15 protein-coding genes and 1 tRNA gene are annotated in these 13662 nt (G+C 67.6%); 4 read left to right on the forward strand and 12 right to left on the reverse strand.

Annotation, left to right across the window (positions count from 1 at the left end):
• The 3 genes from BLW83_RS10485 to leuB form a co-directional block, all read right to left on the reverse strand.
• Positions 1–494 (reverse strand): contractile injection system protein, VgrG/Pvc8 family (locus BLW83_RS10485; RefSeq protein WP_281245536.1); only part of this gene is annotated, 494 nt, incomplete at its 3' end.
• Positions 495–1073: 579 nt separating this feature from the next.
• Positions 1074–1150: transfer RNA gene (locus tag BLW83_RS10490), tRNA-Pro, on the reverse strand.
• 106 nt (positions 1151–1256) lie between these two features.
• The gene (gene leuB, locus BLW83_RS10495; RefSeq protein ID WP_090848195.1) at positions 1257–2360 is read right to left on the reverse strand and encodes a 3-isopropylmalate dehydrogenase; all 1104 of its coding nucleotides are present in this window, start codon (positions 2358–2360) and stop codon (positions 1257–1259) included.
• A 149-nt stretch (positions 2361–2509) separates the two neighbouring features.
• On the opposite strand from leuB, the gene BLW83_RS10500 reads away from it, so the two are divergent.
• Entirely contained in the window at positions 2510–2917 is a 408-nt protein-coding gene (locus BLW83_RS10500; RefSeq protein ID WP_090848196.1) for a hypothetical protein, read from the forward strand.
• Between the two features lie 3 nt (positions 2918–2920).
• Here the strand turns inward: BLW83_RS10500 and BLW83_RS10505 are convergent, their stop codons facing one another.
• From BLW83_RS10505 to leuC, 4 genes are all read right to left on the reverse strand, one after another.
• Entirely contained in the window at positions 2921–3970 is a 1050-nt protein-coding gene (locus BLW83_RS10505) for an endonuclease/exonuclease/phosphatase family protein (RefSeq protein WP_245728800.1), read from the reverse strand.
• A 2-nt stretch (positions 3971–3972) separates the two neighbouring features.
• Positions 3973–4578, reverse strand: coding sequence for a 3-isopropylmalate dehydratase small subunit (leuD, locus tag BLW83_RS10510; RefSeq protein ID WP_090848197.1), 606 nt, complete (start codon positions 4576–4578; stop codon positions 3973–3975).
• A gap of 95 nt (positions 4579–4673) precedes the next feature.
• On the reverse strand, positions 4674–5198 hold the full coding sequence (locus BLW83_RS10515) for an HdeD family acid-resistance protein (RefSeq protein WP_090848198.1): 525 nt from the start codon (positions 5196–5198) through the stop codon (positions 4674–4676).
• Between the two features lie 61 nt (positions 5199–5259).
• Complete coding sequence (gene leuC, locus BLW83_RS10520; RefSeq protein ID WP_090848199.1) at positions 5260–6705, reverse strand: 3-isopropylmalate dehydratase large subunit; 1446 nt, start codon at positions 6703–6705, stop codon at positions 5260–5262.
• Between the two features lie 387 nt (positions 6706–7092).
• Here leuC and rsfS point away from each other — a divergent pair, with 387 nt between their 5' ends.
• The gene (gene rsfS / locus BLW83_RS10530; protein WP_090848201.1) at positions 7093–7557 is read left to right on the forward strand and encodes a ribosome silencing factor; all 465 of its coding nucleotides are present in this window, start codon (positions 7093–7095) and stop codon (positions 7555–7557) included.
• A gap of 10 nt (positions 7558–7567) precedes the next feature.
• Complete coding sequence (gene rlmH, locus BLW83_RS10535) at positions 7568–8044, forward strand: 23S rRNA (pseudouridine(1915)-N(3))-methyltransferase RlmH (protein ID WP_425433950.1); 477 nt, start codon at positions 7568–7570, stop codon at positions 8042–8044.
• A 7-nt stretch (positions 8045–8051) separates the two neighbouring features.
• Here the strand turns inward: rlmH and BLW83_RS10540 are convergent, their stop codons facing one another.
• Positions 8052–8879 (reverse strand): LOG family protein, encoded by an 828-nt coding sequence (locus BLW83_RS10540; RefSeq protein ID WP_090848202.1) that lies wholly within the window; start codon positions 8877–8879, stop codon positions 8052–8054.
• Between the two features lie 96 nt (positions 8880–8975).
• On the opposite strand from BLW83_RS10540, the gene dapD reads away from it, so the two are divergent.
• Positions 8976–9800, forward strand: a complete 825-nt coding sequence (gene dapD, locus BLW83_RS10545; protein WP_090848203.1) for a 2,3,4,5-tetrahydropyridine-2,6-dicarboxylate N-succinyltransferase — start codon at positions 8976–8978, stop codon at positions 9798–9800.
• Between the two features lie 65 nt (positions 9801–9865).
• Here the strand turns inward: dapD and BLW83_RS10550 are convergent, their stop codons facing one another.
• The 4 genes from BLW83_RS10550 to BLW83_RS10565 form a co-directional block, all read right to left on the reverse strand.
• Positions 9866–10627 (reverse strand): fumarylacetoacetate hydrolase family protein, encoded by a 762-nt coding sequence (locus BLW83_RS10550; RefSeq protein ID WP_342707519.1) that lies wholly within the window; start codon positions 10625–10627, stop codon positions 9866–9868.
• A 245-nt stretch (positions 10628–10872) separates the two neighbouring features.
• Complete coding sequence (locus tag BLW83_RS10555; protein ID WP_090848205.1) at positions 10873–11811, reverse strand: dihydrodipicolinate synthase family protein; 939 nt, start codon at positions 11809–11811, stop codon at positions 10873–10875.
• A gap of 111 nt (positions 11812–11922) precedes the next feature.
• Positions 11923–12612 carry a GntR family transcriptional regulator gene (locus tag BLW83_RS10560; protein WP_218139119.1) on the reverse strand — a complete coding sequence of 230 codons (690 nt, stop codon included), beginning with the start codon at positions 12610–12612 and terminating at the stop codon, positions 11923–11925.
• A 20-nt stretch (positions 12613–12632) separates the two neighbouring features.
• Complete coding sequence (locus BLW83_RS10565; protein ID WP_090848207.1) at positions 12633–13661, reverse strand: trans-3-hydroxy-L-proline dehydratase; 1029 nt, start codon at positions 13659–13661, stop codon at positions 12633–12635.
• Position 13662 lies beyond the last annotated feature (1 nt).

The following is a 13662-nucleotide window of genomic DNA, read 5'->3' on the forward strand; positions in this document are numbered from 1 at the left end:
TGCCGGCGGGCGAAATCGAGGTCGGATTCGCGGTATTGCACGGTGTATTCAAGGGTCGGGTAAGCCTGCGACAATTGGAACTCGACCGCCGGATCGCCAAGCCGGGCATAGTCCGACAGCAGTTCCTGCAAGATCTGCACCACGGTCTTATCGTGGAAAATCCGCTGGTTGCGGCGCCGTGAGGCAAGCCAGAACCACGGCCGCAGGGTCAGCTCGTAACGATGCCCGTTCTCGCCCACCCCCGCCCAACGCGCCTGCGTCACGATGCCGTCAAAGGATTGGCCGCCATAGCGGGTCTCGATCTCGACCGTGGCGTGGGTGCCGATCAGCGCATCAAAATCAAGATCCCCGCGCGTGGCCAGCGCCTCGACACGGTAATCAAACAGGTCGTTGAGGTGGTCGCTGCCCTCAAAGCGCAAAAGCGCCAGAACATCCGGCCCAAGATCCGTCGTCAGGCGACCAAGCCGGCCAGATTGCCGAAGAGAGGCGTTCATAAATGGCCCCCGATAAAATCAAATCAAGAAAATATTCCGTGAGTATGCCCAAGCCCAGGGGCAAAGCCAAGCACATGCGGACTAATCGGCTAGAAACAGGCACAAATATTTCGGATATTGAGGTGTTGCTGCCGAAAAACCCGCCATCCTGTCGCTGAATCGGCCGTCGGGACCAGCAGCCCGTCGCCGATCAGCCCACGCACCGCATCGCCGCTACGGCACCCACGGATCAGCCCCCAGTCTTTCGGCGATATATCGTTCCGGCGTGGTCGCACGATCTGATTGCCAGGGGGCCGTCCGCGCTGCGATCAGCATCTGGCCCAAGGCGGCAGGCCCTGCTGACCATTGCGCGGGGCATCATCCGGCGACGCCATGCACAGGACCGGCCACACCAGCTCAGCCGCAAACCCCGGAGCCGCACCCAAGGACCGCTTGCTGAAACGCCACGCTGGCGGGGCCGGATGCCACAAGGCGGCAGGGCAGAGCAGTTGCAAGACAGAAAATACGCCCGACAACGCGGGCCGGCAACAAAACCCGCCCCTTGAGGACTGGATTTCCTGAACAGCGAGGCGGGAAAACTGGTCGGAGCGAGAGGATTCGAACCTCCGACCCCCTGCTCCCGAAGCAGGTGCGCTACCAGGCTGCGCTACGCTCCGACCGTGACGCGGCAGGTATCCCGTGGCGCGGGCGAATGCAAGGGGGGATGGCGCGCAAACTTGCGGTTGCGGCGCGGCCGGCCCAAGGGCGGCCGCGCCGGCAGTATCAGCCGGCCAGCGCCGCGATGATGCGGTCGCCCATGGCCGAGGTCGAGATCGGGGTGCCGCCCTCGGGGCCCATCAGATCGGCGGTGCGGGCACCCTCGGCCAGCACCTTTTCCACCGCGGCTTCCAGATCGTCGGCGGCCTGCGCCTCGGCAAAGGAATAGCGCAGCGCCATGGCAAAGCTGAGGATGCAGGCGATCGGATTGGCCTTGCCCTGCCCCGCGATGTCGGGGGCCGAGCCATGCACCGGTTCATACAGCGCCTTGGGGCGGCCGTTCGCCGCCGGGGCGCCCAACGACGCCGAGGGCAGCATCCCAAGGCTGCCGGTCAACATCGCCGCCGCGTCCGACAGGATGTCGCCGAACAAATTGTCGGTCACGATCACGTCGAACTGGCGCGGGTTGCGCACCAACTGCATGGCGCCGTTGTCGGCATACATGTGCGACAGCTCGACATCCGCATATTCCTCGTCGTGGATCTTCTGGACGACTTCGCGCCACAGGATCCCCGATTCCATCACATTGGCCTTTTCCATCGAGCAGACGCGGCCCGCCCGCTTGCGCGCCAGATCGAACGCCGCGCGGGCGACGCGGGCGATTTCCGATTCCGTATAGCGCTGGGTGTTGATGCCCACCCGCTCGCCGTTTTCGGTAAAGATGCCGCGCGGCTCGCCGAAATAGACGCCCGAGGTCAGTTCGCGCACGATCAGGATATCCAGCCCCGCCACCACATCGCGCTTGAGGCTGGAAAAATCCGCCAGCGCGTCGAAACACTGCGCCGGGCGCAGGTTGGCGAACAGGTCCATTTCCTTGCGCAGGCGCAACAGCCCCCGTTCCGGTTTCACGCTGAAATCGAGGTTGTCGTATTTCGGCCCGCCGACCGCGCCCAGCAGCACCGCATCGACCGCCTGCGCCTGCGCCATGGTTTCGTCCGACAGCGGCGCACCGTGGGCGTCATAGGCGGCGCCGCCGACCAGCCCCTCGGACACGTCGAACCGCATCCCGCGGTTGGCCTGGAACCAGTCGATGACCTTGCGCACCTCGGCCATGACTTCGGGGCCGATGCCGTCGCCCGGCAGGATCAGAAGGGAATAGCTGTCGGTCATCTTGCGCCTTTGCGTTTCGGGTTTCGCGGATCGTTTCCGCCTAGCCCCGCCCCGCCTTTGCGTCAAGTTCACGGGCATTTGGCTTGCAGTCCGGCCGCCGGTCCGGTGGGAATGGTCCCGCCGCCCGGAATGGATGAAGGAGTCGGACGATGAAACCCATGCTTGCCGTGGCAGCCGCTGCCCTTTGGATGACCGCCGCCGGGGCCGGGCTGGCCGAACGGGGAATGACGGTGCCGCTGCCCGATACATCCAGCCTGTCGCAGGCGCAGGCGCAGGCGCTGATTGCCGAGCTGGCGCAGGTGAACGTGATCACCTCGAACTGCCCCGACCATGCGATCTCGGACGCGGAATGGACGCTGATCACCGCCACCGGCGACCAACTGGCCGCACAGCTGGGGCTGAGCGCGCAGGACTACGACCGCGAATATTACGGCCCGGCCTTTCAGCTGCTGGACGACCCCGGCGCCTGTGACCGCATCGGCCCGACCGCGGGGCCGCTGATTGCGCGGCTGAAACAGATGGGCGGCGGAACCACGCCGACCGACCACCCGCAGTAAGGCTTAGTCCAGCGCCAGATCGACCCACACCAGCCGGTGACGCGAGGCCGCGCGCGCGATCTCGGCCATGGGATCCCCGGGCGCAGGCCAGAACACCCCCGCATCCAGCACGGCAAGATCGGCCGAGGGCAGCACCACATCCACCCGCATGTTGCCCGGCCGGCCCGGCTCGTCCCCCCATTCGGCGGTGTCCAGCGCCGGGTCGCCCCGCTGCGCGGCATTGGCGCCGACCTGGGGCGCCAGCCGCCCGCCTTCGCTGGCGGGGCGCGGATCCTGCACGCGCGACAGCAGCGCCGCCATCGCCTGACGCCGCCCCTCGCCGTCCACGGGGTCGAGATTGGTATTCCCGATCAGCACGAAACGCGCGTCAGGCAGGCGGTCCAGCCAGAACGCGGCCTCGTCATGGTTGCGCCGGGCGTTGCGGTCGCCGCGACCGAACACCGGCGGCGTCGCGGCCCAGGCCAGCAGCGTCAGCGGCTGTTCGCCCGCCAGCACCGGCACCTGCCAATGCGCGGTGGTGGACAGGCGCTGTGCCGCCGCGACCTCTGCCGGGGCCGAAGGCATCAGGTTCCCCGGCAGGTCGCGCCACAGCAGGACGGAATGGTCCGTGACCTCACCCAGAGGCAGCCGCGATAGCAGCGCCATGCCCTTTTGCCCGGAAAACTGCCCGAACCCCTGCGCGTCGTCGGCGGTGCCCAGCCGGCCGTCGCCATCCATGTCCAACCCCGTGGCCATGCCGCGGTTGGGACGGCTGGCGTGGCGGTGGGGATAGTCCACCCCCGCATCCTCCAGCAGCGCGGCAAAACCGGACAGCGCCCGCCCCTCGTGGTCCCAGTCGAAACCGGTCAGCAGCAGCACATCGGGCGCAACCGCGGCGATCACCTGCACCGCCGCCGCAACCTGCGCATCCTTGCCCGAGGCGATGTCGCGCAGCAAAAGCCCCGGCCCCTCGCGCGAGAGGTCGGGGGAAAACGTGGCCACCCGCAGCCGCTCGGCCAGCGCGGGCCCGGCGGCCAGCGCCAGCCACAGGGCCAGCGCAGCCCCAAGGCGCAAGGTCAGACCCAGGGCTGCGCTTGCGCGATGCGGGTCTCGTAAGCCGCGATCGCGCGCGCCTTTTCCATGGTCAGCCCGATGTCGTCCAGCCCGTTCAGCAGGCAGTGCTTGCGGTGCGGGTCGATGTCGAAATGATAGGCGGTGCCATCCGCGCCGGTCACGGTCTGCGATTCCAGATCCACGGTCAGCCGGGCATTGGCGCCGTTTTCGGCGTCCTTCATCAGCGCCTCGACCGCCTCGGCCGGCAGCATGATGGGCAGGATGCCGTTCTTGAAGCAGTTATTATAGAAAATGTCGGCAAAGCTGGTCGAGATCACCGCCCGGATTCCATAGTCCAGCAGCGCCCAGGGCGCATGTTCGCGCGACGAGCCGCAGCCAAAGTTGTCGCCCGCCACGATGATCTGCGATTCGCGCCATGCCGGCTTGTTCAGCACGAAATCGGGGTTTTCACTGCCGTCGGGGTGATAGCGCATCTCGTCGAACAGGTTCTTGCCCAGCCCGGAACGATGGATCGTCTTCAGGAACTGCTTGGGAATGATCATGTCGGTGTCGATGTTGACCAGCGGCATGGGCGCCGCGATGCCGGTCAGGGTGGTGAACTTGTCCATGTCTTCGCTCCGGAAAAATCGACTGCCGCGGCTTGCCCGGCGGCAGGGTGGCCGGCGGCGGGGCCGCGGGCCGGTGTTTTCGGTTGTGACGGCCGTCAGGGCCGCCCGATGCGGCGCGTCGCCATTCCCGCCATCAGCAGCGCGGTGCCGACCACGATCAGCTCGACCGCCAGCAGCACCCCCAGCGCCACCGCGCTGGCCTGCGGCAGGCGGAACAGGATATACAGCCCCAGCCCGACCGAGATCAGCGCCGACAGCACCATGGTCCACATCATCTGGCTGCCGCGATACTCGGTCGCCGCCAGATACAGCCGCGATCCCCCCGAAAGCAGGAACAGCACCCCCACCACGATGGTCAGCGAGATCATCCCTTCGAGCGGGCGGGCCAGCATCCAGACCCCCAGCACCAGGTTCAGCAGGCTGAGCAGCCCGAACCAGCCGCGGTTGGGCAGGGTGCCGTCGGAAAACGCAGCCCACAGCCCCAGCGTGCCGCTGAACACAAAGGCCCAGCCGACGAAAATCGCCACCGCCAGCGAGGCCGGCAGCGGAAACGCAAGGGCGATGATGCCCCCGATCAGGGCCACGACGCCCGCGATGATCAGTGCCGTGCTGCCTTTCATGGCGCCATCCTTTCGGGTTGGGGCCCGGCGGCCCCGTGGCCGCGCGGGCGGGAACCAGGGCTTATGCGGTGGCCGGGGCCTCGGCCATCACCTCGCGCACATCGACCAGATGCCCGGCGACGCCGGCGGCGGCGGCCATGACCGGCGACATCAGATGCGTGCGCCCGCCGCGGCCCATCCGGCCCTCGAAGTTGCGGTTCGAGGTGGCGGCGCAGCGCTCGCCCGGCGCCAGCTGGTCGGGGTTCATGCCCAGACACATGGAACAGCCCGCCAGCCGCCAGTCGAAACCCGCGTCGATGAAGACGCGGTCCAGCCCCTCTTCCTCGGCCTGCATCCGCACGAGGCCCGAACCCGGAACCACCATCCCGCGCACGCCCGGCGCCAGATGCTTGCCGCGCAGCACTCCGGCGGCGGCGCGCAGATCCTCGATACGGCCGTTGGTGCAGGATCCGATGAACACCGAATCGATCTTGATGTCGGTCAGCTTCATGCCGGGGGTCAGCCCCATGTAGTCAAGCGACCGGCGCGCGGCCTCGACCTTGCCGCCCTCGAAATCTTCGGGCGCGGGGACGGTGCCGCCGATGGGCAGCACATCCTCGGGCGAGGTGCCCCAGGTCACCACCGGCTCGATATCCTCGCCGCGGATGGTGACCACCTTGTCCCACTGCGCGTCGTCGTCGGAAAACAGGGTCTTCCACCACGTCACCGCGGCTTCCCACGCGGCGCCTTTCGGGGCGTGCGGGCGGCCCTTGACATAGTCAAAGGTCTTTTCGTCGGGCGCGATCAGCCCGGCGCGGGCGCCGCCCTCGATCGCCATGTTGCAGACGGTCATGCGGCCTTCCATCGACAGCTCGCGGATCGCCTGGCCGCAGTATTCGATGACATGGCCGGTGCCGCCGGCGGTGCCGGTCTTGCCGATCACCGCAAGGGTGATGTCCTTGGCGGTCACGCCGGGGCGCAGGCTGCCAGTGATCTCCACCTTCATGTTTTTCGATTTCTTCTGGATCAGCGTCTGGGTGGCCAGAACATGTTCCACCTCGGAGGTGCCGATGCCGTGCGCCAGCGCGCCGAATGCGCCATGGGTGGCGGTGTGGCTGTCGCCGCAGACCACGGTCATGCCGGGCAGGGTCCAGCCTTGTTCCGGGCCGACGATATGGACGATGCCCTGACGGATGTCGTTCATCGGGTAATAGTTCACCCCGAATTCGCGGGCGTTCTTGTCAAGCTCGGCGACCTGGGCGCGACCCTCGGGGTTCTCGATCCCGTCCACGCGGTCGGCGGTGGTCGGCACGTTGTGGTCGGGCACGGCGATGGTCTTTTCCGGCGCGCGCACCTTGCGGCCGGTCATGCGCAGCCCCTCGAACGCCTGCGGGCTGGTGACCTCGTGCACAAGGTGGCGGTCGATATACAGCAGGCAGGTGCCGTCGGGCTGGCGGTCGACGATATGGGCGTCGAAGATCTTGTCGTAAAGCGTGCGGGGACCGCTTTGGGTTGGGGTGCCGGTCATGGCTGTCTCTTTCGGAAAGATGGCATAGGGCGCGGGAACACGGAAAACACGTCTGGGCGCGCCACGTCGGGCGGCGCGCAGGCACGGTCGTTCACAGTCGCGCGGTCACCGTCCGGCAAAGGCCGTAGAACCGGCCGGGCAGGCGGGCGCGATCGGAGATGTCGAAAAACCGGATCATTCCGTCTAGATACCCCCTTGACGCCCCGTCCTGCAAGGGGTTGACCCCTGCGCAGCCCCCTATCGGGGCGGGTCCTGCCCGTCCTGCCCGATATTTTCCCCGCCGCCGGCAGGAATCTGCGTCGCGGTGGTTGAGAACGGGCGTTCCCGTGCTATCTTTGTCCCATCCCGGCGCCGGGGACATGCGGCGCGCTGACCGGAGGAAGTCCCCTGTCCACCACCCACCCGCGGGCCGACACGCCGGCCGCGACCGCCTCGGAAGGCAGCGACCAGCTGCTTGCCCGCATTCTTGCATCGCTTGAGGACGACAAGGCCGAGGATATCGTCACCATCGACCTGCGCGGGCGTTCCGCAATGGCGGACCATATGGTCATTGCCTCGGGGCGCAGCTCGCGGCAGGTGGCATCCATCGCCGACAAGCTGGTCGAGCGGCTGAAGGCCCAGACCGGCCACGGCGCCCGGATCGAGGGCAAGGACACCGGCGACTGGGTGCTGATCGACACCGACGACGTGATCGTCCACGTGTTCCGCCCCGAAGTGCGCGAGTTCTACCAGCTGGAAAAGATGTGGATGCCGGCCGATGCGCTGGCCAGCCTGCGCGCCGATGCTGCCCGCGATGACGCCGGGCGCGACGGGGCAGCCCGCGACGGGGCGGGCCACACGCTGGCGCAGTAAGCCCCGCGGGATGCTGCGGGTCCGTATCGCTGCGGTGGGCCGGCTGCCGGCCCGCGCCCCCGAAACGCCGCTGATCGCGGATTACCTGACCCGTTTTGCGCAAACCGGCCGCCCGCTGGGGCTGGGCCCGGCCGACATCGCCGAGGTCGAGGACCGGCGCGGTGGCGGCAAGGCCGCCGAGGCCGCGCTGCTGTCCCGCCAGATCCCCACGGGCGCGGCGGTGATCGCACTGGACGAACGCGGCCGGCAGTTCACCTCGCCCGAGTTCGCCGCCCTGCTGGCGCGGCTGCGCGACGACGGACAGTCGGACGCGGTGTTCCTGATCGGCGGCGCCGACGGGCTGGACCCGGAACTGCGCAACCGCGCCGCGCACAGCCTGTCTTTCGGCGCAATGGTCTGGCCGCATATGCTGGTGCGGGTGATGCTGGCCGAACAGCTTTACCGTGCCGCCACCATCCTGGCCGGCCTGCCCTATCACCGCGCCTGACGCGCGTTCAGCACTCGGAAAAATCGAACGCGTCGATGATCTCGACCGCCTCGTCCGCGGTTTCGACGAATCGGATCAGGTCAAGATCGTCGGGACTGATGGTCCCGGCCTCGACCAGCGCCTGCCAGTTGACGATCTCTTTCCAGAACGCGCCGCCGAACAGCAGGAACGGCACCCGCCGCATCCGGCCGGTCTGGATCAGGGTCAGCGCCTCGAACATCTCGTCCAGCGTGCCGAAGCCGCCGGGGAAGATGGTGATGACCTTGGCCCGCATCAGGAAATGCATCTTGCGGATGGCGAAATAGTGAAAGTTGAAGCACAGGTCCGGGGTCACATAGGTGTTCGGCGCCTGTTCATGGGGCAGCACGATGGACAGGCCGATGGAATGGCCGCCCGCCTCATGCGCGCCCTTGTTGCCGGCCTCCATCACGCCGGGGCCGCCGCCGGTGCAGATCACCCATTCGCGCCCATAGGTGGCCAGGCTGCGCTGGGTCATCAGGCAGGCGAAACGCTCGGCCTCGGTGTAATAGCACGACAGCGCGCCCAGCGTGGGGGTGGCGGCGGTATCGGCATCCTGCGGCGTGGGAATGCGGGCGCCGCCGAACATCACCACCGTGGACTGCACGCCGCGCTCGTCCAGCACCATCTGCGGCTTGAGCAGTTCCAGCTGCAGCCGCACCGGGCGCAGCTCCTCGCGCAGCAGGAAATCGGTGTCGGTGAACGCCAGCCGATAGGCGGGCGCGCGGGTCTGCGCGGTGTCCGGGGTGCGGCTGGTCACGCGCACGTCCTGATAGCTGTCGCGGAATGCGTGGCTGCGATCGTCTTCTGGCGTCATCGGATCCTCATCACCGGCGCGGCGAGATTGCGCCCTCTTGCCCCCCCGCTTATAGCCCGAAGCTGACAGTTTCCACCCGAGGATGAAGGAGCCGCCATGTCCTATGCAGCATTAGAGACCGCCATCGAGGCCGCCTGGGACGCGCGCGATTCGATTTCCCCCGCCACCACCGGCGAAACCCGCGACGCGATCGAGACCACGCTGGACGCGCTGGACCGGGGCGAACTGCGGGTCGCCGAAAAGCGCGGCGCCGACTGGCATGTGAACCAATGGGCGAAAAAGGCCGTGCTGCTGGGCTTTCGGCTCAAGGACATGGAGTTCCAGTCCGGCGGCCCGCAGGGCGGCGGCTGGTGGGACAAGGTGGACAGCAAGTTCGCCGGCTGGGACGCCGCCCGCTGGGCGCAGGCCGGTTTCCGCGCGGTGCCGAACTGCGTGGTGCGCCGCTCGGCCTATATCGCGCCCGGCGCGGTGCTGATGCCGTCCTTCGTCAATCTGGGCGCCTATGTGGACGAGGGCACCATGGTCGATACCTGGGCCACCGTCGGATCCTGCGCGCAGATCGGCAAGCGCGTGCATCTGTCGGGCGGCGTCGGCATCGGCGGCGTGCTGGAACCGATGCAGGCCGGCCCCACCATCATCGAGGACGACTGCTTCATCGGCGCCCGGTCCGAGGTGGTCGAGGGCGTGATCGTGCGCGAAGGCTCGGTGCTGGGCATGGGCGTGTTCATCGGCCAGTCCACCAAGATCCTCGACCGCGAGACCGGCGAGGTGATGTATGGCGAGGTGCCCGCGGGGTCGGTGGTCGTCGCCGGCTCGATGCCGTCGAAGAACGGCGTGCATCTGTATTGCGCGGTGATCGTCAAGCGGGTGGACGCGAAAACCCGGTCCAAGACCTCGATCAACGAGCTGCTGCGCGACTGATCCTCGGCCGGGGGCGCGCTGCCCCCGTTGCAGCCATGGGGAACGTCCGCCGCCCTCCGGCCCGCTTATTCGGGAAGCGGGCCGATCACCAGTTCCAGCGGCTCAAGCCCCTCGACCTCGGCCCGCAGCCGGTCGCCGGGCTGGACCGCACCGACCCCGGCGGGGGTGCCGGTATAGATCAGGTCGCCCGGTTGCAGGTGGTAATAGCGCGACAGGTCGGCGATCAGCTCGGGGATGCTCCACACCATGTCCGACAAAGGCGCAGCCTGTCGCACCACCCCGTTGACCGACAGCGAGATGCGACGATTTTCCGGCCCCGCCCAGTCGCCGGCCGGGGTGATCGGCCCGATGACGGCGGAATGCTCGACATCCTTGGCGACGTCCCACGGCCTGCGCCGGTCCTTGGCGAGGGCCTGAAGGTCGCGCCTGGTCATGTCCAGCCCCACCGCATGGCCGCAGACCAGCGCCCCGGCCTGCGCGACGGGCACGCGGAACCCCGCACGCCCCAGCGCCACCACCAGCTCGACCTCGTGGTGATAATCGCCGGTGCCGCAGGCATAGGGCAACATGCCCCCGCCCGGATGCAGCGCAAACACCGATTTGGTGAAATAGAACGGCGCCTCGCGGTCGACCTCATCCCCCATCTCGGCCGCATGGGCGGCATAGTTGCGCCCGACGCAGAAAATCCGGCGCACCGGAAACAGCCCCGATCCATCCACCAGCGGAATCGCCGGCAGCTGCGGAAAGGGGAACAGCGGGGCGAGAGCGGTTTCCAACGCCATGGCACCATCCTTGTTGCACGAGATGGCCGCAGTCTTAACCTGCATCCCCCGCCCCGCAAGGCCGCCCCTGGGCCCGAGGCCCGCGCCGGACCGGGGCGCTGCCCCGGACCCCGGGATATTTTCATGATGAAGAAGCGGCGAGACCACAGCCCTGCTTGGCAGGGTTCTTTTCATCTTGCCCCAAATATCCGCGGGCTTCCGAGCGCGGGAAACGGTCCAGCGGCCCATTTTCAGCGACGAAGGCCGCGGCAGTGACCGGGGGGCTGGCCCCCGGTTCCGGCAGGGTCGGCCTACGCCTCGCGCGACCAGTTCTGATACCAGGTCTCGAACAGTTCCAGCTGCGCCTTGGCAAAGCCTTTCTGACTGTCCGACAGCGCGTCGGTTTCGTTGAAATGCAGCTCGAACTCGGGGTGGCCCTTGAGCACCATCAGGTATTTGTAGAACAGCACCAGATCAGAGCCTTCGTCGAAGCGCGACAGCACCTTCATCGCCTCGTCCAGTTCCTGCGCGCGACGGCGGGCCACCACGTCGCCGGCGGCGGCCTGCTTGCACAGCTTGACCAGATGCAGCGAGGCCTCGGGCAGGACGCAGCCGATGCCGGTGATCGCGCCCGCGGCGCCGCAGCGGATGAAACCGTGGAAGGTGCAGGTATCGACGCCCACCACCAGCATGGCGTCGTCATCGCGGCTGGTGATGTGCTCGGCGGCATAATCCATCGCCGCCTCGCCGCCGAATTCCTTGAAGCCGACCAGATTCGGGTGTTCGCGGCGCAGCGCAAAGAACAGCTCGGCCCCGGTGGAATACCCATACCACGGGCTGTTGTAGATCACCGCCGGCAGGTCCGGGGCGGCGGCGAGGATCGCCTTGAAATGGTTGCGCTGCGCATCGACCGAAGTGCTGCGCGACAGCAGCCGCGGGATCACCATCAGCCCCTGCGCGCCAACCTTTTGCGCATGGGCCGCGTGCGCCACCGCGGTGGCGGTGTTCACCGCGCCGGTGCCGACCACGACCGGCACGCCCGCCGCGACCAGCCGGGCCACGCCTTCGGTCCGCTGCTCGTCGGTGAGCAGCGGCCAGTCGCCCATCGAGCCGCAATAGACCACGCCCGACATGCCGGCGTCGATCAGCCGCTGCCCGGTGCGCACCAGCGCATCGTAATCGGGGCTGCGGTCAGGGGTGCAGGGGGTCATCAGCGCGGGAATGCAGCCGGTGAAGATCTGGGCGTTCATCGTGGACTCCTTGGCCGGGATGGAGATTTGGGTGCGAGGGCGCGCGAATCGCTGGCGCCGAGTTTGATTATACAGTTTGTATTTTGCTTGTCGACAAAATCCATGCGCGACCTAAAGCTCGATATGGCGGCGCCGGTCCTGCGCGATCAGCCTTTGCAATTTCTTTACGATCTGGTCGGCATGCTGCGTCGCCAGCCGGTCGGCGCGGGGGATGTCGCGGGCCTCGATGGCGGCGATGATGTCTTCGTGTTCCTCGACATAGCGCCGCGGCAGCTGGTCGTTGAACGAGGAATAATAGATGCGCAGCAACCGCCGCCCTTCGTCCAGCAGGCGGCTGAACATGCCGGTGTAATAGCTGTTGCGCCCGGCCTCGGCGATGGCGGCGTGGAAATCGCGGTTGACCGCGATCATCGCCGCGGCGTCCTGCGCCTCGACCGCCCGCGCATATTCATCCTGCAACGCGCGGATCTGCGTCAGATCCTGCGGAGTGCGGTTTTCCGCAGCCAGCCGCGTCGTCACCCGATACATCAGCGTCAGCGCGTCGAAATAGCTGGGCAGGTCCAGAAAGTCGATGTTGGACACCACGGTCGAGCGGTTGGGCAGCGTCGTCACCAGCCCCTCGCCGGCCAGCCGCACCAGCGCCTCGCGGATGGGGGTGCGCGACATCGACAGCCGCTCGGCCAGCTGGTTCTCGTCGATCGGGCTGCCCGGCGGCAGCACCAGGTTGAGAATGTCGTCGCGCAGCACCCGATAGACGAATTGCACGCCTTCGCCGCGTTTTCGTTCGGTCCTGACTGTCATGTCCTTTGCCATCTTGCCGCCTATCTTGCGCCCCAGCTGTCGGTCAGCCGATAGCCCTGCGGCCACGGGTCCGAAGGGTCCAACATGTGCTGGTGGATGCCGGTGATCCAGCCCCGCCCCGAAATTTCGGGCAGGATCGCAGGCGTTCCGGCCAGATCGGCGGTGCCGAGGATGCGCCCGGCAAAGGTCGAGCCGATCACCGACACCGTGGTCAGCCGGTCATCCAGCCCCATCTGCCCGCGCGCGTGCAGCAGCGCCATGCGCGCCGACAAGGCCGTGCCGGTGGGCGAGCGGTCCACCTTGCCCGGCTGGATCGCCACCGCCGCGCCCGCCCGCAGGCCGTTTTCGTCGCGGGTGACCGGCCCGGCGAACAGGCAAAAGGAAAAATGCCGCCAGTCGGGCAGCGTCGGGTGGCGGAACTGCATGGCGGCATTGGCGGCGTTGGTGATGCGCACGCCCAGCCGCGCGATGTCATGGGCCTCGGACGCGTCCAGCCGCAGGCCCATGGCGGCGGCGTCCACCACCACGAAACTGTCGCCGCCGAAAGCGGTGTCGACGGTCAGCGTGCCCAGCCCCTCGACCTCGAGCCTGCGGTCGAGTTCACCGGCGAAACTGGGCAGGTTCTGGACAAAGATGCGTTCGGCCTTGCCGTCCCGGCATTCGGCGCGGACCCGGACGAGGCCGCCGGGGGCTTCCAGCACCAGGCTTGTTTCGGGTTCCTGCATTTCTACCAGCCCGCCGTCCAGCAACACGGTCGCCACACAGATCGAGTTTGATCCCGACATGGGGGGCGTGTCCTCGGGCTCCATGATGATGAAGGCGGCGTCGGCCTCGGGGTGTTTGGGCGGCACCAGCAGGTTGACATGGCGGAATACCCCGCCGCGGGGTTCGTTCAGCACGAAATTGCGCAAGCTGCCGTCGCGGGCGATCCAGCGGGACTGGTCCCAGATCGTGTCGCCGGGGGGCGGCAGCACGCCGCCGACGATGACATCGCCGACCTCGCCCTCGGCATGGGCGGAAATCACGTGGATGGTGCGGGTGCTGCGCATG

Origin of the sequence: Paracoccus alkenifer, assembly GCF_900108405.1 — a bacterium.
Taxonomy (GTDB): Bacteria; Pseudomonadota; Alphaproteobacteria; order Rhodobacterales; family Rhodobacteraceae; genus Paracoccus; species Paracoccus alkenifer.

Coding starts and splice junctions, on each gene's coding strand:
- leuB (WP_090848195.1), bottom strand. CDS start 2,360: ATGACCGACAGCTATTCCCTTCTGATCCTGCCGGGCGACGGCATCGGC.
- BLW83_RS10500 (WP_090848196.1), top strand. CDS start 2,510: ATGAAACCCATGCTTGCCGTGGCAGCCGCTGCCCTTTGGATGACCGCC.
- leuD (WP_090848197.1), bottom strand. CDS start 4,578: ATGGACAAGTTCACCACCCTGACCGGCATCGCGGCGCCCATGCCGCTG.
- BLW83_RS10515 (WP_090848198.1), bottom strand. CDS start 5,198: ATGAAAGGCAGCACGGCACTGATCATCGCGGGCGTCGTGGCCCTGATC.
- leuC (WP_090848199.1), bottom strand. CDS start 6,705: ATGACCGGCACCCCAACCCAAAGCGGTCCCCGCACGCTTTACGACAAG.
- rlmH (WP_425433950.1), top strand. CDS start 7,568: ATGCTGCGGGTCCGTATCGCTGCGGTGGGCCGGCTGCCGGCCCGCGCC.
- BLW83_RS10540 (WP_090848202.1), bottom strand. CDS start 8,879: ATGACGCCAGAAGACGATCGCAGCCACGCATTCCGCGACAGCTATCAG.
- dapD (WP_090848203.1), top strand. CDS start 8,976: ATGTCCTATGCAGCATTAGAGACCGCCATCGAGGCCGCCTGGGACGCG.
- BLW83_RS10550 (WP_342707519.1), bottom strand. CDS start 10,627: ATGCAGGTTAAGACTGCGGCCATCTCGTGCAACAAGGATGGTGCCATG.
- BLW83_RS10555 (WP_090848205.1), bottom strand. CDS start 11,811: ATGAACGCCCAGATCTTCACCGGCTGCATTCCCGCGCTGATGACCCCC.
- BLW83_RS10560 (WP_218139119.1), bottom strand. CDS start 12,612: ATGACAGTCAGGACCGAACGAAAACGCGGCGAAGGCGTGCAATTCGTC.
- BLW83_RS10565 (WP_090848207.1), bottom strand. CDS start 13,661: ATGCGCAGCACCCGCACCATCCACGTGATTTCCGCCCATGCCGAGGGC.